Origin of the sequence: Pseudomonas sp. MH9.3, from assembly GCF_034354675.1 — a bacterium.
Lineage (GTDB): Bacteria > Pseudomonadota > Gammaproteobacteria > Pseudomonadales > Pseudomonadaceae > Aquipseudomonas.
Genome location: NZ_CP133785.1, coordinates 1310465 through 1333493, shown reverse-complemented (window position 1 = coordinate 1333493; position 23029 = coordinate 1310465). Strand labels below are relative to the sequence as shown.

General features: G+C 62.6%; 21 protein-coding genes. 16 read left to right on the top strand and 5 right to left on the bottom strand.

The window, feature by feature from the left end:
• Window positions 1-90: 90 nt before the first annotated feature.
• Together RHM60_RS05485 and RHM60_RS05480 are read right to left on the bottom strand one after the other, a co-directional pair.
• Complete coding sequence (locus RHM60_RS05485) at window positions 91-837, bottom strand: creatininase family protein (RefSeq protein WP_322213885.1); 747 nt, start codon at window positions 835-837, stop codon at window positions 91-93.
• 30 nt (window positions 838-867) lie between these two features.
• Window positions 868-1581: a murein L,D-transpeptidase catalytic domain family protein gene (locus RHM60_RS05480; protein ID WP_209982631.1), complete on the bottom strand. Its 714-nt coding sequence runs from the start codon at window positions 1579-1581 to the stop codon at window positions 868-870.
• A 42-nt stretch (window positions 1582-1623) separates the two neighbouring features.
• Here RHM60_RS05480 and RHM60_RS05475 point away from each other — a divergent pair, with 42 nt between their 5' ends.
• The 3 genes from RHM60_RS05475 to RHM60_RS05465 all read left to right on the top strand — a co-directional run bounded on the left by RHM60_RS05475 (window position 1624) and on the right by RHM60_RS05465 (window position 4873).
• Window positions 1624-3225 (top strand): L,D-transpeptidase family protein, encoded by a 1602-nt coding sequence (locus RHM60_RS05475; protein ID WP_322213884.1) that lies wholly within the window; start codon window positions 1624-1626, stop codon window positions 3223-3225.
• 176 nt (window positions 3226-3401) lie between these two features.
• Window positions 3402-3944, top strand: a complete 543-nt coding sequence (locus RHM60_RS05470; RefSeq protein WP_209982628.1) for a sigma-70 family RNA polymerase sigma factor — start codon at window positions 3402-3404, stop codon at window positions 3942-3944.
• Window positions 3941-4873 carry a FecR family protein gene (locus tag RHM60_RS05465; RefSeq protein ID WP_322213883.1) on the top strand — a complete coding sequence of 311 codons (933 nt, stop codon included), beginning with the start codon at window positions 3941-3943 and terminating at the stop codon, window positions 4871-4873. The genes RHM60_RS05470 and RHM60_RS05465 overlap by 4 nt, the downstream gene beginning before the upstream one ends.
• A gap of 1 nt (window position 4874) precedes the next feature.
• Here RHM60_RS05465 and RHM60_RS05460 read toward each other — a convergent pair whose 3' ends face one another.
• The gene (locus RHM60_RS05460) at window positions 4875-6692 is read right to left on the bottom strand and encodes a sigma-54-dependent Fis family transcriptional regulator (RefSeq protein WP_322213882.1); all 1818 of its coding nucleotides are present in this window, start codon (window positions 6690-6692) and stop codon (window positions 4875-4877) included.
• Window positions 6693-7026: 334 nt separating this feature from the next.
• On the opposite strand from RHM60_RS05460, the gene RHM60_RS05455 reads away from it, so the two are divergent.
• From RHM60_RS05455 to RHM60_RS05415, 9 genes are all read left to right on the top strand, one after another.
• Window positions 7027-8121: an ABC transporter ATP-binding protein gene (locus RHM60_RS05455; protein ID WP_209982621.1), complete on the top strand. Its 1095-nt coding sequence runs from the start codon at window positions 7027-7029 to the stop codon at window positions 8119-8121.
• Window positions 8121-9218, top strand: a complete 1098-nt coding sequence (locus tag RHM60_RS05450) for an ABC transporter ATP-binding protein (RefSeq protein WP_209982618.1) — start codon at window positions 8121-8123, stop codon at window positions 9216-9218. The genes RHM60_RS05455 and RHM60_RS05450 overlap by 1 nt, the downstream gene beginning before the upstream one ends.
• Window positions 9215-10081, top strand: a complete 867-nt coding sequence (locus RHM60_RS05445; protein WP_017735078.1) for a carbohydrate ABC transporter permease — start codon at window positions 9215-9217, stop codon at window positions 10079-10081. Before RHM60_RS05450 ends, RHM60_RS05445 begins: the two co-directional genes overlap by 4 nt.
• Window positions 10082-10091: 10 nt before the next feature.
• A complete protein-coding gene (locus RHM60_RS05440) occupies window positions 10092-10892 on the top strand; it encodes a carbohydrate ABC transporter permease (RefSeq protein WP_003174634.1) in 801 nt (266 codons plus the stop codon).
• Between the two features lie 10 nt (window positions 10893-10902).
• The gene (locus RHM60_RS05435) at window positions 10903-11175 is read left to right on the top strand and encodes a DUF2160 domain-containing protein (RefSeq protein ID WP_003232363.1); all 273 of its coding nucleotides are present in this window, start codon (window positions 10903-10905) and stop codon (window positions 11173-11175) included.
• A 32-nt stretch (window positions 11176-11207) separates the two neighbouring features.
• Window positions 11208-12950, top strand: coding sequence for an ABC transporter substrate-binding protein (locus tag RHM60_RS05430; RefSeq protein WP_209982616.1), 1743 nt, complete (start codon window positions 11208-11210; stop codon window positions 12948-12950).
• Between the two features lie 388 nt (window positions 12951-13338).
• Window positions 13339-14718 (top strand): iron-containing redox enzyme family protein, encoded by a 1380-nt coding sequence (locus tag RHM60_RS05425; RefSeq protein ID WP_322213881.1) that lies wholly within the window; start codon window positions 13339-13341, stop codon window positions 14716-14718.
• A gap of 12 nt (window positions 14719-14730) precedes the next feature.
• Entirely contained in the window at window positions 14731-15675 is a 945-nt protein-coding gene (locus RHM60_RS05420) for a methyltransferase (RefSeq protein ID WP_231423837.1), read from the top strand.
• A 44-nt stretch (window positions 15676-15719) separates the two neighbouring features.
• Window positions 15720-16967, top strand: a complete 1248-nt coding sequence (locus tag RHM60_RS05415; protein ID WP_209982606.1) for a zinc-dependent alcohol dehydrogenase — start codon at window positions 15720-15722, stop codon at window positions 16965-16967.
• 50 nt (window positions 16968-17017) lie between these two features.
• Here RHM60_RS05415 and RHM60_RS05410 read toward each other — a convergent pair whose 3' ends face one another.
• Window positions 17018-17446, bottom strand: coding sequence for a hypothetical protein (locus tag RHM60_RS05410; RefSeq protein WP_322213880.1), 429 nt, complete (start codon window positions 17444-17446; stop codon window positions 17018-17020).
• Window positions 17447-17612: 166 nt separating this feature from the next.
• On the opposite strand from RHM60_RS05410, the gene RHM60_RS05405 reads away from it, so the two are divergent.
• On the top strand, window positions 17613-18662 hold the full coding sequence (locus tag RHM60_RS05405; RefSeq protein WP_322213879.1) for an ABC transporter substrate-binding protein: 1050 nt from the start codon (window positions 17613-17615) through the stop codon (window positions 18660-18662).
• 736 nt (window positions 18663-19398) lie between these two features.
• On the opposite strand, the gene RHM60_RS05400 is transcribed toward RHM60_RS05405, so the two are convergent.
• Window positions 19399-20187 (bottom strand): AraC family transcriptional regulator, encoded by a 789-nt coding sequence (locus RHM60_RS05400; RefSeq protein ID WP_209982600.1) that lies wholly within the window; start codon window positions 20185-20187, stop codon window positions 19399-19401.
• Window positions 20188-20272: 85 nt separating this feature from the next.
• On the opposite strand from RHM60_RS05400, the gene RHM60_RS05395 reads away from it, so the two are divergent.
• The 3 genes from RHM60_RS05395 (at window position 20273) to RHM60_RS05385 (ending at window position 23013) form a co-directional block, all read left to right on the top strand.
• Window positions 20273-21271: a bile acid:sodium symporter family protein gene (locus RHM60_RS05395; protein WP_209982598.1), complete on the top strand. Its 999-nt coding sequence runs from the start codon at window positions 20273-20275 to the stop codon at window positions 21269-21271.
• 85 nt (window positions 21272-21356) lie between these two features.
• Window positions 21357-21713 carry a type 1 fimbrial protein gene (locus RHM60_RS05390; protein WP_209982596.1) on the top strand — a complete coding sequence of 119 codons (357 nt, stop codon included), beginning with the start codon at window positions 21357-21359 and terminating at the stop codon, window positions 21711-21713.
• 124 nt (window positions 21714-21837) lie between these two features.
• Complete coding sequence (locus tag RHM60_RS05385) at window positions 21838-23013, top strand: sugar transporter (protein WP_209982594.1); 1176 nt, start codon at window positions 21838-21840, stop codon at window positions 23011-23013.
• The last annotated feature ends 16 nt before the right edge of the window (window positions 23014-23029 follow it).

Genomic DNA, 23029 nt, shown 5'->3' with positions numbered 1-23029 from the left:
GGAATCTGCGCTTAACTGACTGGCATTAGGGCAAGCCCGCTCGCCACAACAAGCCTGCTCTTCACAGAGGCTCCAGTGTGCTGCGCTAGATTAAATACGTGCTTCGTTGCTGAAACTGTTCACGGTCTTGACCAGCCCCCGGGCCGCCAATGCCACCAGTTCACCGCCTTTCTCCACCGTCGCCAGTGCCGGGTCCGAGCCCATCCGACCGTCGGGGAAGCGGGCGCGGAAGTCCAGTGCTTCGCGGATCGGCCCGGTGTTGGCGATCTGCGGCGAATAGTCGGCGGACTTGATCGACTCCGGATACGCCCACTGCGTCACGGCAATCTCCGAAGGCGTGGCATGGCTGCCATGGCCCACTGGAAATTGACGGTGGGCCAGGTCGGTAACGCCTTCCAGGTCCCACCAGTTCACCAGTTTGAGGGCAAACCCCGCCGGGCGACGGGCGAAGCTGGCCTCGGCATACAGTTCGGAAAACGCCGCTTCAATCGTCGCGATGTTGCCGCCGTGGCCGTTGAGAAACAGGATCTTCTCGAAACCATGCCCGGCCAGTGAGCGCACCCAGTCGCCGATGGCGGCGATAAAAGTGGAAGGGCGCAGTGAGATAGTGCCGGGGAACCCCAGGTGATGCTGGGCCATGCCGATATTGAACGTGGGACCGATCAGCATATCGGCGTGCTTTTGTGCTTCATGGGCGATGATTTCCGGGCACATCCAGTCGGTGCCCAAGAGGCCGGTAGGGCCGTGCTGCTCGTTGGAACCGATGGGGATGACCACCGTGCGGCTGCGTTCAAGAAACTGGCCGATCTCGATCCAGGTGGACGTGTGTAGAAGCATGGGACGCTCTCTTATCTCGGTGGGGACAGGCTAACCGCCACGGATTGTACGACTGGTTGCCACCTGTTGGGGCTTGCAATTGAGGTAGGTCGAGGACTTCAACCAGCGCTGGTCGGGATACCAGGAGAACATGAACTGCCCATCCTTGAGTTTGTCGACCACCTGGCGCGCCACCTGCGGACGCACCGCCGGGCAGCCCTGGCTGCGGCCGATACGGCCTTCGCGCTTGCTCCACAGCGGGCTGACGTAGTCGGCGGCGTGGATCACCAGGGCGCGGTCGCGGGCCAGGTCATTGAAGCCCGGCTCCAGGCCGTCCATGCGCAGCGAGTAGCCATGGGTGCCCAGGTAGCTTTCCTGGGTGCGGAACAGGCCCAGGCTGGATTGGTGGCTGCCTTCGAGGTTGGAAAACTGCGTGGCGAAATTTTCCCCGGAGTTGGCGCCGTGGGCCACCAGATCGCGCAGCACCAGGGTGCGTTTGCGCAGGTCGAAAATCCACAGCCGACGGGCGGTAGAAGGCTGGGAGTAGTCGATCACGGCCAGGCGTTCGGAGCGTTCCTCGCCGTTGTTGACCGCGCATTGCACCGCGCTCAGGGCGCTTTTCAATACCGTGGGATTGAGTTCTGGAGCCGAGCGCGCCAGGCTGCTATACAACGTGGGAGGGTTGCCATTGGCGGCGAGCGCGACAGTGCTCAAAGTGCCCATGGTCACCGTCATGAAACCGAGGCGACATATAAAAGTCAGCATCTACAGTACATACCCCCCCGCTGTAGGATTGGAGCAAAGTCATTGTTCAAAAAACACGCATGTTACTTGAGCCTTTGCCTGATCGTTGCACCACTGGTCGCGACAGCCGACGAGCTGCCGCTGGAGGCATTACCGGTTGTCGAGCCCGCCCCGGTGGAGCTGGCCCCCGTGCAACAAGCCCTCGCGCAATTGCCCGGCGTCTGCCCAGGTTTCGCCGCGCAAGTGGACGCCTCCGCCCTTACGCGCCTGCAAGCGTTTTACCAGCAGCAAGGTGATACGCCACTGTGGACCGCCGATGAACGTCGGCAAGGCTTGAACACCCAGTTGCAGCTGCTCGCCGACGACGGCCTGGACCCCGATCACTACCGCCTGCCCACTGCCGATGCCGCGAGCAACGTGCTGTGCAGCGATATCGACACCAGCCGTCACTACCTGCAAGCCCTGCAGGACCTGCATTACGGGCGCCTGCAGCAATCGCGTTTCGAACCGCTGTGGCATGCCCAACCGCCGACCGTCGATCCCACGCTCGAGGTGCTGGCATTTGCCGCCACCGGCCTGCAGGACATGGCGCAGGCGTTCGACCAGGCACGGCCCAGCGCCGATCTCTACCGCAGCCTGCGCAATGTCTATTCCAGCGTGCGCCAGCAGCCATTGCCGCAGTGGGACGCGGTCGCCAGCGGCGCACTGCTGCGCCCCGGCATGGAAGACCCGCGCGTGCCCGAACTGGCGCGGCGCTTGTACCACGGTGGCTACCTGGCCAGCGAACCCAAGGGCAGCGCCAGGCAATACCGCGCGGAACTGGTCAATGCGGTCAAGGCGTTCCAGCTCAGCCATTCGCTGCAGTCCGATGGCGTGATCGGCGCCGGCACCGTGGCCGAGTTGAACATCAGCCCGGCGATGCGCCGCGAACAGTTGCGCATCAACCTTGAGCGTTTTCGCTGGCTGGCCCAGGACCTGGAGCCCGAAGGGGTGCTGGTCAACGTTGCGGCGGCGCAATTGAGCGTGTACCAGAGCGGCATCCCGGTGTGGCAGACGCGCCTGCAGGTCGGCCGCGCCGAACGCCAGACGCCGCTGCTCAAGTCACGTATCACGCGGCTTACCCTCAACCCCACCTGGACCATCCCGCCTACGATCATGCGCGAGGACAAACTCCCGGCCATCCGCCTGAACCCCGAATACCTGCGTCAGCAGAACCTGCAAGTGCTCGACCCGGAAGGCCGCCCGCTGGCGCCCGAGCAGATCGACTGGGCGCGGCCGGGCAACATCCTGCTGCGTCAGCAGGCCGGGCCGCATAACCCGCTGGGCAAGATCGTGATGCGTTTTCCCAACCCGTATTCGGTGTACCTGCACGACACGCCGAGCCAGCCGCTGTTCACCAAGGGCCCGCGTGCGTTCAGCTCGGGGTGTGTGCGGGTCGAGCAGCCGCTGCTGCTGCGCGATTTGCTGGTGAGTCCGGCCGAGCGTGCGCGCACCGATGAGCTGTTGGCGACAGGGGTGACCCATGAGTTCAGACTGGCGACGCCGGTGCCGGTGTTGCTGGGGTACTGGACGGTGGAGGTGGATCGTCAGGGTGGGGTGGTGTATGCGCCGGATATTTATGGGCGGGATCTGGTGTTGATGAAGGCGATGGGGAGTGTGTTGTAGGGGGCACAGGTACCCGGTACTAAATGTGGGAGGGGGATCTGCGCTCAACTGATGGGCACTAGGGCTTGCCACAGGCTTCCTTACGCGAATGGCCCATCGAGAGCCTTGCTCCCACACCGTTTTGCTGGCATTGTTCGCGCAATTGGTAACATTTCCCATTTGAGAAATTTTTGCGCATGCATGAGATTCCGGCCGCGTTGGGCGACTCTGTCCGCCAGCAGACACTCACGGCACTGTACCGCGAGCATCATGGCTGGTTGCACGGTTGGTTGCGCCGCAAACTGGGCTGTTCGCAGCATGCCGCGGACCTGGCTCACGATGCGTTCATCCGCGTCCTGATGCTGGCCGAGCCGCAGGCGATCAAGGAGCCCCGCGCCTTTCTCGCGACCACGGCGGGTCGGCTGTTGATCGATGGCGCGCGGCGTCGGCGTATTGAAAGAGCCTATATGGAGGCGCTGGTCATTCAGTGCGAAGACGCCGGCATGCCTGACCCGGCAGCGATTCATGTGGCCCTGCAAGCCCTCGAGCGGATTGCCGAGATGCTCGCCGGGCTGCCTGCCAACACCCGCGAAGCTTTTTTGCTGAGCCGTCTCGACGGGCTGACCTACCACGAGATCGCCGAACGCCTGCACGTGTCCGCCAGCACCGTTAAAAACTACATCTCCACCGCGCTGGTGCACTGCTACCACAGCCTGCATGGGGCGGAGCCGCTGTCGTGAGTTCCGAACAGATCATCCAGCAAGCGGCCAACTGGCTGACGCGCCTGCACGACGCAGACGTCACCGACGCCGAGCGCCAGGCGTTCAACCGTTGGTGCCAGGCCGACCCACGCCATGCGGTGGCCATCGAACGCATGCGGTCGTTGTGGGGCAGCTTCGACCCTCTGCCTGCGCAGCCGGCGCGTGTCGCCCTCAATCGTGCATTTGCCCCCCGGCGCGCTCGCGGCGCCCAGGTGGTGGGTTTGCTGGGGATGTTGCTGTGCGGCTGGCTGGGTGTGGAGCGTGCGCCGGTGTGGATGGCCGACCAGCGCACCGCCGTCGGCGAGCGTCGCCAGATCGTGCTGGAAGACGGCAGCCAGTTGCAGCTCAACAGCAACTCGGCGGTGGACGTGAAATTTGACGGCCATCAACGGGTGCTCGAACTGCTGCAAGGCGAGCTGTGGGTGGACGTGGCCAAGGATGCGCAACGGCCGTTCGTGGTGCGCACCGACCAAGGCAGCGCCACCGCGCTGGGCACTCGCTATCTGGTCAAGCGGGCGGCGGACGGCACCACGGTGGTGACCGTGATCGAGTCCAGCGTGGCGGTCAAAGGCGCGGCCGAGGAGGGCGTCAAGGTCATGGCGGGCGAGCGTGCCATTCTTGACCACGGCCACGCCACGCCCGCACAAGCCACCCCCGGCAGCGACCCGGATGCCTGGACCCGTGGCCTGCTCAAGGTCAATGACCAGCCACTGAGCGACGTGCTGCAAACCCTGGCCAGCTATCGCCATGGCCTGGTGCGGTTCGATCCCCAGGCCCTGGGTGATCTGCGCGTCTCCGGTGTGTTCAAGCTCGATGACACGACTGCCGCGCTCGCAGCGTTGGCGGATAACCTGCCGATCCAGGTGCAGACGTTCACCGACCTGCTGGTGGTGGTGACGCCGCGCTAGCTCAGCGCTCGTTACGGCGCAGGCGTTTGTAGAGGGTATTGCGGCTCACCCCGAGTTCCCGCGCCAGGTGGGAAATATTGCCGCCGGCGGCCTTCAGGCGCTGGTTCAGGTCCGCGTCGTCGCCCATGCCCGCGGCGACGGGCTGCGGCGCCTCCCTGTTCAAATCCACAAAAAAATCATCCGGCAGGTGCTCGGCGCGAATCGGCTGTTCCTCGGCCATGGCCAATGCCACCTGCAACACGCTGCTCACCTGGCGCAGGTTGCCCGGCCACGGGTGGCGCTCGAACAGCGCCAGCACTTCGGCGCTCAGCCCGGCCCATTGGCCCGGCTCGCGATGCTGCTGCCACAGTTGCTGGAACAACGCGCGCTTGTCGGTACGTTCGCGCAGCGCCGGCAGCTCCAGGGTCAGGCCGCCGATGCGGTAGTACAAATCCTCACGAAAACGCCCGGCCTGTACCCGCTCGCGCAGCGCACGGTTGGTCGCCGAGATAATGCGCAGGTCCACCGGGAACAGCTCGCTGCTGCCCACCGGCTGTACGCAGCGCTCCTGCAACACACGCAGCAGGCGGGCCTGGGTCGGCAGCGGCATGTCGCCGATTTCGTCGAGAAACAACGTGCCTTTGTCGGCCTTGCGAATCAGGCCGATGCTGCCTTTCTGGCTGGCGCCGGTGAACGCACCTTTCTCATAGCCAAACAGCTCCGACTCCACCAGCTCAGCGGGAATCGCCGCACAGTTCACCGCAATAAACGCCTGCCGGCTGCGGGAACTGGCCTGGTGCAGGGCCTTGACGAACACTTCCTTGCCCACTCCGGTCTCGCCGTGAATCAGCAGCGGGATGTCCTTCTCCAGCAGGCGCTGGGCCTGGCGTACCGCTTTTTCCACGCGTACATCGCCAAAATGCAGGGTGTTGAGGCCAATCGGAGCGGGCTTGGGCACCGCCGGCTGGGTAAACACGCGCGCCTGCACCGGTGTCTGTTTGGGGCGCTTGAGTAAACACTGGAAGCGGTTGCGTCCCGCCGCTTGCAGCGAAAACGGCAGGCCCTCGGGCTGATTGAGCAACTCCAGCAACGACACCTTGAACAGGCTGTCGATCATCACCCGCGACAGGCTGATGCCCAGCAGGTTATCGGCGCGGCGGTTGGCCGAGAGCACCTGGCCGCTTTCATCGAAGATCAGCAGGCCGGCCCATTGGCTGTCGAGGTTGCTCAGGCCGGTGTTGAAGGTCAACTGAAAGTGCTCGCCGCGAAACAGGTTGAGGATCAGACGGTTTTCCACGGTCTGGCTCATCATCTTGACCATGCCCAGGGTGTGGGAGGGCGGCAGGTAGCTGTCGCTCGAGACGTCCAGCACCGCGATGATCTCGCGCTGGGCATCGAAGATCGGCGCCGCGGAGCCGGTCATGAAGCGGTTGGCCTTGAGAAAGTGTTCATCGTGTTCGATGTGCACCGCCTGGGCACAGGCCAGCGCGGTGCCGATGGCGTTGGTGCCGCTGGAACGCTCCATCCAGCTGGCGCCGGCGCTGAAGCCACGAGCCAGTTTGGGCTCGATGAAGCGCTGGGTGCCCCACGACGTCAGCACCTGGCCCTGATTGTCGGCCAGCATGATCAGGCAGTTGGAATTGCTGAGGATGTTCTCGTAGTAGGGCAGCACTTCCTGATGGGTGGTCTGCACCAGGGAATGCTGGCTTTCCAGCAATTGGCTGATGCCCTCGGCGGGCAGTTGATCAAAGCTGGGCGTGCTCTGGTGGTCCAGGCCAAAGGCGCGGCAACGGCGCCAGGATTCCTGGATAAGGGTGTCGTGGGACAAGGGTTCGGCCATGGGGCGACCTGCTGTTTTTATTGTTATTGGGCTTGCACAATCTAAGGGTTGTCATCAGGCCAATGTGGGAGGGGCTTGCTCCCGATGACGGTGGGTCAGTCAGCTTATTGGTAGCTGACACACTGCCCCTGCCATATTTGAGCTTCATTGCCCATAAAGTGTTGTTCAGCACTGTTCATTGTCAACCCCGAACTGTTCAGTTGTTCAGCCCGACTGTTCAAGCCTGAACGCCACGTTCCCCCCATTTCCTTACGGATCAACCACCTGCCGTTATTGGCACGAAACTCGCTCTGACGAGTGGCCAGATTCATTCCAATAATAAAAAGGTCGTGTCATGTCATTGACCCTGGAACATGTCTCCCGCGTCGTAGAAGGCCACACCTGGATCGACGACGCCAACCTGCGTTTCGAAGCCGGTTCCTTCAACGTTTTGCTCGGCCGCACCCTGTCCGGCAAGACCAGCCTGATGCGCCTGATGGCCGGGCTGGACAAGCCCGACAGCGGCCGCATCCTGATGCACGGCGTGGATGTCACGAACACGCCGGTACGCCTGCGCAACGTGTCGATGGTGTACCAGCAGTTCATCAACTACCCGACCATGACCGTGTTCGAAAACATCGCCTCGCCGCTGCGCCAGGCCGGTGTGGCGGACGACGTGATCCAGAGCAAGGTGCTGGAAACCGCGCGCATGCTGCGCATCGAGAAGTTCCTCAAGCGCCACCCGCTGGAGTTGTCCGGTGGCCAGCAGCAACGCACGGCCATGGCCCGCGCGCTGGTCAAGGACGCCGAGCTGATTCTGTTCGACGAGCCGCTGGTGAACCTGGACTACAAACTGCGCGAAGAGCTGCGTCAGGAAATGCGCGAGCTGTTCGCGGCGCGCCACACCATCGCTATCTATGCCACCACCGAGCCCAACGAAGCCCTGGCCCTGGGCGGCACCACCACCATCCTGCACGAAGGCCGGGTGATCCAGAGCGGCAAGGCCGCCGAGGTCTATCACCAGCCGCACAGCGTACTCGCCGCCGAACTGTTCTCCGAACCGCCGATCAACCTGATGCCCGGACGTATCAGCGGCAATGAAGTGAGCTTCGCCAACTTCGTGCACTTCCCGCTCAACGTCGACCTGCGCCCCATCGGCGAAGGCGAATTCCGCTTCGGTGTGCGCCCCAGCCATATCAGCCTGGTGCCGAGCAACGACGACGACCTGGAGCTGGCGGTCACGGTGGAAGTCGCCGAGATCAGCGGCTCGGAAACCTTCCTGCACGTGCGCAGCGAGCACTTCCTGCTGGTGCTGCATTTGCCGGGGGTGCACGAATACGACGTCGACGCGCCGATCCGCGTGTATATCCCCACCCATAAACTGTTTGTGTTCGATGCCGAGGGCCGCCTGGTCCAGGCGCCCGGGCGCCGTGTCGCGAGGGTTGCCTGATGGCCGAGATCCATTTGCAGAACCTGGCGCACAGCTACAGCGCAGCGCCCGTCGGTCCCGAGGACTACGCGATTCGCGCCATGAACCACGTCTGGGAGCAGGGCGGCGCCTATGCCTTGCTCGGGCCATCGGGCTGCGGCAAGTCGACCTTGCTCAATATCATCTCCGGCCTGCTCAGCCCGTCCGAAGGCCAGGTGCTGTTCGACGGCAAGGTGGTCAACGACCTCACCCCGGAGAAACGCAACATCGCCCAGGTGTTCCAGTTCCCGGTGGTGTACGACACCATGACCGTGTTCGACAACCTGGCTTTCCCCCTGCGCAACCAGGGCATGGCTGAGGCGAAGGTTCACAGCAAGGTGGCGGAAATTGCCGAAGTCCTTGACCTGCAAAACCTGCTGAGCAAGAAGGCACGCAACCTCACCGCCGACGAAAAACAGAAGGTCTCGATGGGCCGTGGCCTGGTGCGCGACGACGTGTCGGCGATCCTGTTTGACGAACCGTTGACGGTGATCGACCCGCACCTGAAGTGGAAACTGCGGCGCAAGCTCAAGCAGATTCATGAGCAGTTCAACATCACCATGGTCTACGTCACCCACGACCAGTTGGAGGCCTCGACCTTCGCCGACAAGATCGCGGTGATGTACGGCGGGCAGATCGTGCAGTTTGGTACGCCACGGGACTTGTTCGAGCGGCCCAGCCACACCTTTGTCGGCTACTTCATCGGCAGCCCCGGCATGAACCTGATCGAGGTGCAGGCCGAGGCGGGCGGTGTGCGCTTTGCCGGCACGCACCTGCCGTTGTCCGAGGCGCTGCAACAGCGCCTCGCCACCGCGCCCTACACGAAGTTGCAGGTGGGCATTCGCCCGGAATTCATCCACGTGTGGGACGAGTACAACCCTGACGCCCTGCAGGCCGACGTCACGCACCTGGAAGACCTGGGCACCTACAAGATCATCACCCTCAAGCTCGACGGCGCGGTGCTCAAGGTGCGCCTGGCCGAAGACAAGCCGGTGCCCGAGGGCACGGTGTCGATCAGTTTTCCCGCGCAGTGGCTGATGCTGTACGCCGACGATTACCTGCTGGAGGTGCTGCCATGAACAAGGTGCAGAACAACAAGGCCTGGTGGCTGGTGTTGCCGGTGTTCCTGCTGGTGGCATTCAGTGCGGTGATCCCGATGATGACCGTGGTCAATTACTCGGTGCAGGATATTTTCGACCAGTCCAGCCGCTATTTTGTCGGCGCCGACTGGTACAAACAGGTGCTGCTCGACCCGCGCCTGCACGACTCGCTGCTGCGCCAGTTCATCTATTCGGCCTGCGTGCTGCTGATCGAAATCCCGCTGGGCATCGCCATCGCCCTGACGATGCCGACCAAGGGGCGCTGGTCGTCACTGGTGTTGATCATCCTGGCGATTCCCTTGCTGATCCCGTGGAACGTGGTGGGCACCATCTGGCAGATCTTCGGCCGCGCCGATATCGGCCTGCTCGGCTACAGCCTCAACGCCCTGGGCATCAGCTACAACTATGCGGCGAATACGGCGGACGCCTGGGTCACCGTGCTGGTGATGGACGTGTGGCACTGGACCTCGCTGGTGGCGCTGCTGTGCTACTCCGGCCTGCGCGCGATTCCGGATGTGTATTACCAGGCGGCGCGGATCGATCGCGCGTCGGCATGGGCGGTGTTCCGACACATCCAACTGCCCAAGATGAAAAGCGTGCTGCTGATCGCGGTGATGCTGCGCTTCATGGACAGCTTCATGATCTACACCGAGCCCTTCGTGTTGACGGGCGGCGGGCCGGGTAACGCCACCACTTTCCTCAGTCAGACCCTGACCCAGATGGCCGTCGGCCAATTCGACCTGGGCCCGGCGGCGGCGTTTTCCCTGGTGTACTTCCTGATCATCCTGTTGGTGTCCTGGCTGTTCTACACCGCCATGACCCACTCCGACGCCAACCGCTGAGGCCGCCAACATGAGCAAACGCAAGGTCATACCGCTGCTGATCTACATCCTGTTCCTGCTGGTGCCGATCTACTGGCTGTTGAACATGTCCTTCAAGAGCAACACCGAAATCCTCGGCGGGCTGACGCTGTTTCCGCAGGACTTCACCCTGGCCAACTACAAGGTGATCTTCACCGACCCGAGCTGGTACACCGGCTACCTCAACTCGCTGTACTACGTGAGCCTGAACACGGTGATCTCCCTGAGTGTGGCGCTGCCGGCGGCGTACGCGTTTTCACGCTACCGGTTCCTCGGCGACAAGCACCTGTTCTTCTGGCTGCTGACCAACCGCATGGCGCCACCGGCGGTGTTTCTGCTGCCGTTTTTCCAGCTGTATTCCTCCATTGGCCTGTTCGACACGCATATCGCGGTGGCGCTGGCGCATTGCCTGTTCAACGTGCCGCTGGCGGTGTGGATCCTGGAGGGCTTCATGTCCGGGGTGCCCAAGGAAATCGACGAAACCGCCTACATCGACGGCTACTCGTTCCCCAAGTTCTTTGTGAAGATCTTTATCCCGCTGATCGGCTCCGGCATCGGCGTCACGGCGTTTTTCTGCTTCATGTTTTCCTGGGTCGAACTGCTGCTGGCGCGCACGCTCACCTCGGTCAATGCCAAGCCGATTGCGGCGGTGATGACGCGCACGGTGTCGGCGTCGGGCATCGACTGGGGCGTATTGGCGGCAGCGGGCGTGTTGACCATCCTGCCGGGCATGCTGGTGATCTGGTTTGTTCGCAACCACGTGGCCAAGGGCTTTGCCCTGGGCCGGGTCTGAGGAGTCGATGATGGAATGGATGGCCTGGACCACCCCTACTGCACTGTTCTTTGGCGGCATCGCGCTGATTCTGGCGGGCATGACCACCTGGGAACTGCGCTCGCCGAGCATCCCCCGGCGCGGGTTTCTGCCGATCAGCACCACCCGTGGTGATCGTTTGTTTATCGGTCTTCTCGGCAGCGCCTACCTGCATTTGCTGGTGATCGGCGTTACTGACTGGAGCATCTGGGTGGCGTCCGCGCTCTCCCTGGTATGGCTGTTGAGTGTGATGCGTTGGGGCTAGTGCCCTTGTGAATAAACAACCAAGAGGTCTCTATGTTGAATAACAACAATAAGCTGCGACATAGCATTTCATTGGCTGCCGTACTGGCCCTCAGCGGTTTGAGCGCGTCGGCCTGGGCCGATGCGTACGAAGACGCCGCGAAAAAATGGATCGGCAGCGAGTTCAAACCGTCCACCCTCACGGCCGAACAGCAGTTGGAGGAATTGAAGTGGTTTATCAAGGCCGCCGAACCGTTCCGTGGGATGAAGATCAACGTGGTGTCGGAAACCCTCACCACCCACGAGTATGAGTCCAAGGTACTGGCCAAGGCCTTCAGCGAAATCACCGGCATCAAGCTGACCCACGACCTGCTGCAGGAAGGCGACGTGGTGGAAAAGCTGCAGACCCAGATGCAGTCCGACAAGAACATCTATGACGGCTGGGTCAACGATTCCGACTTGATCGGTACGCACTTTCGCTACGGCAAGACCGAATCGATCACCGACCTGATGGCCAACGAAGGCAAGGACTTCACCTCGCCGACCCTGGACCTCAAGGACTTCATCGGCCTGTCCTTCACCACCGCTCCGGACGGCAAGCTGTATCAGTTGCCCGACCAGCAGTTCGCCAACCTTTACTGGTTCCGCGCCGACTGGTTCGAGCGGCCTGAGCTGAAAGCCAAGTTCAAGGAAAAATACGGCTACGACCTCGGCGTGCCGGTGAACTGGTCGGCCTACGAGGACATCGCCAAGTTCTTCAGCGAAGACGTCAAGGAAATCGACGGCAAGCGCATCTACGGGCACATGGATTACGGCAAGAAAGACCCGTCACTGGGCTGGCGCTTTACCGATGCCTGGTTCTCCATGGCCGGCGGCGGCGACAAGGGGCTGCCCAACGGCTTGCCGGTGGACGAGTGGGGCATTCGCGTGGAGGACTGCCACCCGGTGGGCTCCAGCGTCACCCGGGGCGGCGACACCAACGGCCCGGCCGCCGTGTTCGCCACGCAGAAATACGTCGACTGGATGAAAGCCTACGCGCCTCCGGAAGCGGCGGGCATGACCTTCTCCGAATCCGGCCCGGTGCCGTCCCAAGGCAACATCGCGCAGCAGATCTTCTGGTACACCGCGTTTACCGCCGACATGGTCAAACCGGGTCTGCCGGTAGTGAATGCCGACGGCACGCCGAAATGGCGCATGGCGCCGTCGCCTGTAGGGCCTTACTGGGAAAAGGGCATGAAGAAGGGCTATCAGGACGTGGGCTCCTGGACCTTCCTCAAGTCCACGCCGGAGAAACAGAAACTCGCGGCCTGGCTGTACGCGCAGTTCGTGACCTCGAAAACCGTGTCGCTGAAGAAAACCATCGTCGGCCTGACGCCAATTCGTGAGTCCGACATCAACTCACAGGCCATGACCGACATGGCGCCCAAACTCGGTGGCCTGGTGGAGTTTTACCGCAGCCCGGCGCGCACCGAATGGTCGCCGACCGGCACCAACGTGCCGGACTATCCACGCCTGGCGCAACTGTGGTGGAGCAACATCGCCGCCGCCGCCAGCGGCGAGAAAACCCCGCAACAGGCACTGGACAACCTGGCCAAGGAACAGGACGCGATCATGACCCGCCTGGAACGCTCCAAGGTGCAACCGGTGTGCGGCCCGAAAATGAACCCTGAGCGTGATGCGCAATACTGGTTCGACCAACCGGGCGCGCCCAAGCCGAAACTGGCCAACGAAAAACCCAAAGGCGAAACCGTGAGCTACAACGACCTGCTCAAGCAGTGGGAGGCGGCGCGCAAATAACCATGCCGAACCGGCAAGCAGGCTTGTCGTAAAGCAGGCCTGTTGTAAAGCAGGTCTGTTGTAAGCAGGTCTGTTGTGGCGAGCAGGCTTGCCCTGCGTTGGGCTGCGCAGCAGCCCCAAAAACCTGACGACCGAATTTCATCTGCATGAACTCGGAGACGTGTAGGGGGCTGCTGCGCAGCCCAACGCAGGGCAAGCCTGCTCGCCACAGGTCTGGGTGCCCCTTGCTATTGCACCCATAGACCACTGATCCCCGCCGTCCCAACCCCGATTGAATTTTCCGCACTGCCCGACGCTCTGCACTTTAGAGGCGCCTGCTAACGCGCGCCCGTTTGGGGTCTTCACGGTTGAAGGCCAGATTGCATCGGACTTTGCGGGAACTGCCATCATGACCCTGTTAACGGCGCTGTCGGGCCAGCCGGCCTCTGTTCATCACTCAAACCACGGCCACTATCAGCGGGTGTACCAACAGCTTTACAACGAAGCGCCCAATGCCCGCGAGCTGGCCCATGAATTTTTGCACAGCCAGCTGGCGCAGGTGCAACACGCCGCCAACGAACTGCCCGATACCCCTGAGCAACTGCCTGCCTGGGTGGAGCAACGCTGCACCGCCGTGGCCGAGCAATACGCCGAATACCTTGAACAGCGCCAGCAGGGCCGACCACGCCGTTATTTTCAGAACAGGGCTCATGCGCTCTACGTGCTGCAGCGCGTGGCGCCGACCAAATACGTCGATGGCGCCTGGCTCTACGGGCTGCTGCGCTACTGGCAGGACCAGCGCTTCGACGGCCTGCTCACCACCTACCTGGAAGAATTGGGCGACGGCGAAGCCGCGCAGAACCATGTGGTGATCTACCGTAAATTGCTCAGCGGCCACGATGCCGACAGCGAAGCCGGGGTCGAAGACGAGCACTACCTGCAAGGTGCCCTGCAATTGGCCCTGGGGCTGAGTGCCGAGCAGTTTCTGCCGGAAATCATCGGTTATAACCTGGGCTACGAGCAGTTGCCTCTGCACCTGTTGATCACCTCCTATGAACTGAGCGAACTGGGCATCGACCCGTATTACTTCACCCTGCACGTCACCATCGACAACGCCGGCAGCGGCCATGCCTGCAAGGCGGCGCAGTCGGTGTTGAGCCTGTTGCCGCTGGGCGAGGGCAGGGACGAATTCTACCGGCGCGTGGCTCATGGCTATCGCCTCAACGACCTCGGCGCGGGCACCACCGCCGTGATCGAAGGCTTCAACCTGCAGGATGAGGTGGTGGCCATGCTGGAGCGCAAGCGCAGCTTCGGTCAGCACATGCATTCGGACTACTGCCGCTTCGAGGGCAAGACCGTCAACCAGTGGCTGGCCAAGCCGGGTCAGATCGGCGACTTCCTCACCGCGCTGCAGGACAAGGGCTGGATCAAGCGCAACCAGGACCCGGCCGAAAGCCGCTTCTGGCAACTGATCGAAGGCGCCGGCGCGGCGATGTTCGGGGCTTTCAGCGGCTATGAAAAACAAGTCCTGCACGATTGGATTGCCGGCAGTTGGGTCAGCCCGCAGCGGGTGCCACCGGTGCGGCCGGGGCGTGGCAGCCGCTTTTCCCGCGAGCAGCATCGCCCGGCAGACCCGGACACCCAGGCCCTGGTGGAGTCGCTGTGGCAGCTGCCCGACGAGCAGCAGATCAACACCCTGATCCCGTGGATGACCGCGCGACGCCACTGCCTGCCGGTGGGCCTGTATGCCACTCGCCGCTTTATCCAGCTACGTGCGCGCCTGCGCTGAGGAAGCCTGCTTATGTCTGCACAACAACTTGCCGATCGCGCCTTGCTCAACCTGGGCCGGGGTCTGAAGGAAAGCGGCTATCGCTTCATTACACCGACGCCTCTGACCCATGAGCGTGTGTTCAAACGCCTGGCCACGCCGCTGGCGATGAACCTGCGCGATGTGTTCGGCTGGTCGATGCCGTTCGACAGCGACCTGATGCCCGACGCGTTTCGCGACGAACTGTGCCAAGCCGGGGTGATCGAAAAACACGACGCCCTGTGGCGCAGCACGGTGCGCTGGTCGAGCCTGGGTGAGCTGCTGTTTGCCCATTCGCCGTACCCTACCACCGAGGCCGACGCGGTGTTCTTCGGCCCCGACAGTTACCGATTCGCTCAGGTAATCGACGCCCATCTGCAGCAACGCTTCGAGCCGCTGCGGCGGGCGGTGGACATTGGCTGCGGCGCCGGTGTCGGTGCGTTGGTGATCGCCCAGGCACGGCACGCCGCCGAGGTGCTGGCGGTGGACATCAATCCCCAGGCCCTGCGCATGACGGCGGTGAATGCCGAGCTGGCCGGGCTGAATAATGTCAGCGTCTACCAGAGCGATATCCTGGCAAGCGTGGAGGGCACGTTCGACCTGATCGTCGCCAACCCGCCCTACATGAACGACGACGGCCAGCGCGCCTATCGCCACGGCGGCGGTGCGCTGGGCGAACAGTTGTCGCTGCGCATCCTTGAGCAGGCGCTGCAACGCCTGTCCCTGGGTGGCAGCCTGGTGCTCTACACCGGCGTGGCGATGGTGGCCGGCACCGACCCATTCCTGGAAGCCGCGCGGCCATTGCTGGGCAACGATGCGTTCGGCTGGACCTACCGCGAACTGGACCCCGATGTGTTCGGCGAAGAACTCGATAAACCGGGCTATGAACGCGTGGAGCGGATCGCCGTGGTCGCCCTCACCGTGACCCGCTTGCGGTGATGGGCGGTTAATTCAGATGCAGTCAACTCAAAGGAGAGCAACCCATGCGAGCCATGACCTATCAAGGCGCCCATAAGGTGCAGGTGGACACGGTCCCCGATCCCATCATTGAACAACCCGACGACATCATCCTGCGCGTCACGGCCACCGCCATCTGCGGCTCCGACCTGCACCTGTACCGGGGCAAGATCCCCACGGTGGAACACGGCGATATTTTCGGCCATGAATTCATGGGCATCGTCGAAGAAACCGGCCCGGCAGTCACGGCAGTGCAACGCGGCGACCGTGTGGTGATCCCCTTCGTGATTGCCTGTGGCGATTGTTTCTTCTGCCAGTTGCAGCAATTTGCCGCCTGCGAAACCACCAACGACGGCCGTGGAGCGATCCTCAATAAAAAGGCGATTCCACCGGGCGCCGCGTTGTTTGGCTACAGCCGCCTGTATGGCGGTGTGCCGGGCGGGCAGGCCGAACTGGTGCGGGTGCCCAAGGCCAACACCGGACCGTTCAAGGTGCCCGGCACCCTGTCGGACGAGAAGGTGCTGTTCCTCTCGGACATCCTGCCCACCGCCTGGCAGGCCGTGACCAATGCGGGCATCGGCAAGGGCTCCAGCGTGGCGATCTATGGCGCGGGCCCGGTGGGCCTGCTCAGTGCGGCCTGCGCGCAGATGCTGGGCGCCGAGCAGATATTCATGGTCGATGACCACCCGTACCGACTGGCCTACGCGCAGAAAATGTACGGCGTGATCCCGATCAACTTCGAGGAGGACGACGATCCTGCCGACACCATCATCCGTCAAACCGCCGGCATGCGCGGCGTCGACGGCGTGGTGGACGCGGTGGGGTTCGAGGCCAAGGGCAGCACCACCGAAACCATCCTCACCACGCTCAAGATCGAAGGCAGCAGCGGCAAGGCGTTGCGCCAGTGCATTGCGGCCGTGCGCCGTGGTGGCGTGGTCAGCGTGGCGGGGGTGTATGCCGGGTTTATCCATGGCTTCATGTTTGGCGATGCGTTCGACAAGGGCCTCACGTTCAAGATGGGCCAGACCCATGTGCAGCGCTTTTTGCCTGAGCTGCTTGAACACATTGAGCTGGGGCACCTGAATCCCGAGGCGATCGTTACCCATCGGCTGTCGCTGGAGCAGGCCGCGCGCGGGTACGAATTGTTTGACAAGGGCGAGGAGAATTGCCGCAAGGTGATCCTGATGCCGGGGATCGATGATCGGCCACTGGTGGAGCCGCTGGAGGAAGAGCTGACACCGGAGTTTCGTGTGCAGGGCGTGCCGGGTTTTTAGTCTGAATGGGGGAGGGGGATTGCGCCCTCCCTCATCTTTAAAGGCCGGTTTCAGGCCGCTTGAGGCTGAAGGTGCATTTCGCCTTCTACATCCTTGACCAGCCCGCTGGCCAGAAAAAGCGGTGCCACGCGCTTGTGCAGTTGCGGCTCGACAAACGCCTTCACTGTGTCCAGCTCCAGCACACCGCTGAGCGGCAATTCGGCCTTGGTGTAGGACAACCACGCCTTCTTCAATGCCATCAGCACATCACTGCCTGCCGTCGAGGCGAAGCGGCGGTGGGTGGGTTTCGCGTCAAAGCTGAAGGTGTGCTGGAACGCATAGTCGCGCTCGTCACCGCCGTCGGCAACGCAGCGCACGCAGGTGCACGGGCCATCGCCGAACGCGCTGCGCAGGTAGGCGTTGAAGTCCACCACGTTCTTGAGTGACAGGCGCTTATCCACCTCGAACAGGTCCCCAGTCATTTTTTCGTCAGTGTTCAACGTCGATTTCCTCGCAGGTCGGCGGCAGTATTTCAAAGCGCGGCACAATAACAGCCGAGCGTTGGTTTGGGGATTATTTGCATAACAATAGATCCCGATATTCTTTTCCAGTCTTAAAAATCGTCGCTACCCTCAGTCACCTTTACGACGACGCGGCAGACCCCTCATGACTTTCAAGCGTTCTTCCCTGACCCTGCTGGCCGTCGCGAGCGCCCTGCTCAGCGTTGGCGCGCACGCCGAAGGCAAAATCAGCATCGCCCAGCAGTTCGGCATTGGCTACCTGATCCTCGACGTCGTGCGCGACCAGCACCTGATCGAAAAGCACGGCAAGGAACAGGGCCTGGATATCCAGGTGGAATGGAACAGCATTTCCGGCGCCACCGCCATGAACGAATCGCTGCTCGCCGGCGCGCTGGACGTGGTCTCGGCGGGTGTCCCGCCGATGCTCACCCTGTGGGACCGTACCAAAGGCAAACAGAACGTCAAGGCCATCGCCTCCCTGGGCTCGATGCCCAACTACCTGCTCAGCAACAATCCCGAGGTGAAGACCCTCAAGGACTTCACCGAGAAAGACCGCATCGCCGTGCCCGCCGCCGGCGTGGGTTTCCAGTCGCGCACCCTGCAGATCGAGACGGCCCGGCAGTTCGGTGATGCCAACTACAAGAAATTCGATGACATCTCCATCAGCCTGGCCCACCCCGACGCCACGGCGGCGCTGATTGCCGGGGGCTCGGAGATCAATGCGCACTTCTCCAGCCCGCCGTTCCAGTATCAGGAGTTGTTGAATCCCAAGGTGCACAAGGTGCTCAGTTCTTACGACATTCTGGGCGGTCCGGCTACGTTCAACGTGCTTTACACGACGCAGAAATTTCACGATGAGAATCCCAAAACCTACAAGGCGTTTTATGCAGCGCTGGCTGAGGCCGAGCAGATTATCAAGGCTGACAAGCCGGCGGCGGCCAAGGCTTATATCCGGATAGAACAGTCGAAGTTGCCGCTGGAACTGGTGGAGAAAATCGTGCAGGACCCGGAGATTGATTTCACTATCGTGCCGCAGCGGACCTATATCTATGCCGAGAAATTGCAGGCGTTGGGGGTGTTGAAGAACAAGGCGGGGAGTTGGAAGGATTACTTTTTTGAAGAGGCTTATGGGGGGAGGGGGTTGAAAATCCTGGGATTGGCGGCGGGGCATATCCGTTATTTAGGTGACGGCTGATATGGGTTCCGCCCTTACGGCGGGTCACTTTTTGAAGAGCGCAAAAAGTAACCAAAAACGCTTTGCCCCAACACTCGGCACCTCGCTTAGGCTCGGTGTGCCCTCACTCCGGCTTTGGAGCGTGGGCCGCCGCGATGGGCCATCCTTGGCCCAGCGCGGCTAACCCGGCGTCCTGCCGGGTTACCCACGCTCCAAAGCCTGCGTTCGGCCAGCGTGTTTGACGGGGCGCCACAGATCAAAAGCAAAAGCGCGGCGGCCTTAGAGCCGACCGGAATTGGCTGCCGAACGCTGTTCAAAATGTGGGAGGGGGCTTGCTCCCGATGGCTGAGTGTCAGTCAGCTTATTGGTAGCTGACCCACTGCTATCGGGAGCAAGCCCCCTCCCACATGTGATCTCCATGGATCAGATACAACACCGTCTGCTTTTGATCTGCTTTGCTTTGCTTTGCTTTGGCTTTTGATCTCAAGCGCCCCGTCAACCACGCTGGCCGAACGCAGGCTTGAATCCGTGGGTAACCCGGCAGGACGCCGGGTTAGCCGCGCTGGGCCAAGGATGGCCCAGCGCGGCGGCCCACGGATTCAAGCCTGCGTGCGGGCACACCGAGCCTGAGCGAGGTGCCGAGTGGTGGGGCAAGAGCCCTTTTGGTTACTTTTGGGGCTCTTTTCCAAAAGTGACCCGCCGTAAGGGCGGAACCCATATCAGCCGTCACCTAAACAACGGATATGTACCCAGTCGGCTAGCGAAAAAACTCCCCAGGCGTCCCCCCAAACTGCTGCCGAAACGCATTAATAAACGCCGACGTCGATTCATACCCACACCCCAACGCCACATCCGTCACCCGCTCACCCTGTTCCAGCGCGGGCAGTGCACTGAGCAACCGCAAGCGCTGACGCCAGGCACGAAAGGTCAACCCGGTATCCCCCAAAAACAACCGGCTGAGCGTCTTCTCACTCACCGCCAGTTTGCGGCTCCACTCACTCAGGGTCGTCTGCTGTTCCGGATGCAGGCTCAGGCTGCGGTAGATCTGGCGCAAGCGCGGGTCGTGGGGCAGGGGCAGCATCAAGTCCACCTGCGGCGCTGCCGCCAGCTGATCCAGCAGCACCTGGGCCAGACGCCCCTGCGGCCCGTCCTCGGCGTAGGCCACCGGCAACGCGCTGAAGCTGCGAATCAGCTCGCGCAACAGGCTGCTCACCTCCAGCACATGGCAACGCTCGACCGCCCAGGTGGTCACGCTGCAATCGAGGTACAAGCTGCGCATCTCGGTGTGCGGCGCGCTGTACACCCGGTGCGGCATGCCCGCCGGGATCCACACCGCGCGCTGCGGCGGGGCGACGAAGCGTCCGGCGCTGGTCTGAATCTCCAATACCCCGGAAATCGCGTACGACAATTGCACCCACGGGTGGCTGTGCCGGCGTGTGAGGGCGCGATTGGGCAGCGATTCGGTGCGCCCGTACACCGGACGCGGCAGGCTGGAAAGCCCGGGCACACTGCGCCGAACGGTCTTGTCGTGTCCTTTAGGCGGCATTTACTGGCTCATTGGCGTTAGTCGGTAACAGGCCGTTACGTTAGAGTCGCCACGGTGCGCTTGGCAACCCCTGGAAGATTTGCTTATGACCCGTCCACGTTTTCTCCCCGACAATTTCACCCTGACCCTGATCGCCACGGTGATCCTCGCCTCCCTGTTGCCGGTCAACGGCCAAGCGGCGGTGGCCTTCGGCTGGGTGACCAACCTGGCGATTGCGCTGCTGTTTTTTCTGCACGGCGCCAAGCTGTCGCGCACGGCCATCGTCGCCGGTGCCGGCCATTGGCGCCTGCACCTGCTGGTGTTCAGCCTGACCTTCGTGCTGTTTCCACTGCTGGGGCTGGCGCTCAAGCCGGTGCTGTCGCCGCTGATCGGTAAAGACCTGTACATGGGCATGCTCTACCTGTGCGCGTTGCCGGCCACGGTGCAGTCGGCGATTGCCTTCACCTCCCTGGCACGCGGCAATATTCCGGCGGCGATCTGCAGCGCGGCGGCGTCCAGTCTGTTCGGCATCTTCCTCACGCCGCTGCTGGTGACGCTGCTGCTCAACGTGCACGGTGACGGCGGCTCCACGGTGGATGCGATCCTGAAAATCAGCGTGCAGCTGTTGCTGCCGTTTATCGCCGGGCAGATTGCCCGCCGCTGGATCGGCGACTGGGTCGGGCGCAATAAATCCTGGCTCAAGTTTGTCGACCAGGGTTCGATTCTGCTGGTGGTCTACGGCGCGTTCAGCGAAGCGGTCAACGAAGGTATCTGGTATCAGATTCCGCTTTGGGAACTGGGCGGGCTGGTGCTGGCCTGCTGCGTACTGCTCGCCCTGGTGCTGGTGGCGTCGACCCTGTTGGGCAAGCTGTTGGGCTTCAATCAGGAGGACCGCATCACCATTTTGTTCTGCGGCTCGAAGAAAAGCCTGGCCACCGGCGTGCCGATGGCGCAGGTGCTGTTTGCCGGGGCGAGCATGGGGGTGCTGATCCTGCCGCTGATGCTGTTTCACCAGATCCAGTTGATGGTGTGCGCGGGCTTGGCGCAGCGCTATGCGAATCGGCCGGAAAGCATTCCGGAGCTGATGGCGCAGGTGGATCCTTGATCCAGGTCATAGGCACCGACGAATAAGCTCAAGTTAACGCCGCGCCAGACGACTTACTTCTCAAGAGCCCAGGAAGGAAGTCAGCATGAAGATCAAGAGCGTTTCGGTAGTGGCGGGCCTGTTGTGTGTGGCCGCAGGTGTGTGCAGCGCGGCGCAGTCGGCCGGCCACGGGGTGATCGAGTTCAGGGGCAGCATCGTCGAGGCCGGGTGCGCGACAACTGCGCGCAGTGGCGCAGTGATGGAATTGAGCGGTTGCATCGCTGACAGTCGCAGCAGCCGCCTGGAGGCGCGCAACATGGCCACGGGCGGCGGCGCGGCCCGCGCACAGCTGGTGTCGCAGAGCCGTGACGGGCGCTATTTTGACCAGCGCTACCAGCTGGTCGACGCCACCGGCAAGCCGCTCGAATCGGGCAACTATTTAATTACCCTGACGTCGCCCTGAGCCCTTGCCCGACAGCTGGGCAGGCCCGGCGCCCACAGCGCCGGCGAGAAACCTATAGAATGCTCGGCGGTCACGCAGGTTCTGCGTGGCCGTTTTGACCCTCTTCAGAGTACCTCGCCGTTCCATGAGCCTTTCAGCCGCAACACCCCAGCCCAACTGGCAGCCGGTCATCGCCCTCGCGCTGGCCGCGTTTGTGTTCAACACCACCGAATTCGTGCCGGTCGGCCTGCTCAGCGCCATCGGCGCCAGCTTCGACATGCCGATTGCCAACGTCGGTCTGATGCTCACCATCTATGCCTGGATCGTTTCCCTGACCTCGCTGCCGGTGATGCTGCTGACGCGCAACATCGAGCGGCGCAAATTGCTGATCGTGTTGTTCGGCATGTTTATCGCCAGCCATATCCTCTCCAGCGTCGCTACCAGCTTTGGCCTGTTGATGGTCAGTCGCGTCGGCATTGCGCTGTCCCATGCCCTGTTCTGGTCGATCACCGCCTCGCTGGCGGTACGCCTGGCGCCGGAGGGCAAGCAGGTGCAGGCCCTCGGCCTGCTCGCCACCGGTACGTCACTGGCGATGGTATTGGGCATTCCTCTGGGCCGCCTGCTCGGTGAAGCCATGGGCTGGCGCACCACCTTCCTGGTGATCGGCGCCTTTGCCGCCGCGCTGGTGTTCTGGCTGGCGCGCACCTTGCCGTTGCTGCCGAGCCAGAACTCCGGTTCGCTGCGCAGCCTGCCGCTGCTGTTCAAACGCCCGGCGCTGGTGGCGCTCTACGTGCTCACCGCGCTGACGGTGACGGCGCAATTCACCGCCTACAGCTACATCGAACCCTTCGTCGAAGGCGTGGCCGGCATGAGCGGCAGCGCGGTCACCCTGATCCTGCTGGTATTCGGCGGCGCGGGCATCATCGGCTCGCTGCTGTTCAGCCTGGTGCATCGTTTCAATCCCCATCTGTTCGTGGTCGGTGCGGTGTTCATTCTCGCCGCATGCCTGGCCCTGATGCTGCCGCTGAGCGGCGCCGAGTCCTACCTGGTGCTGCTGAGCATTTTCTGGGGCATGGCGATCATGGGTTTTGGCCTCGCCATGCAGTCCAAGGTGCTGGTGCTTGCACCCGACGCCACGGACGTGGCGATGGCGATGTTCTCCGGCATCTACAACATCGGCATCGGCGGCGGCGCCCTCATGGGCAGCTGGGTCGGCAGCCACTTCGGCTTCGCCTGGATCGGCGCGGCGGGCGGGTTGCTGGCGGCGGTCGCGTTGGTGGGGTATTGCCTGGCCATTCGGCGGTTTGGGCAGGGTATCTAACCCTCAGGCGACCCCC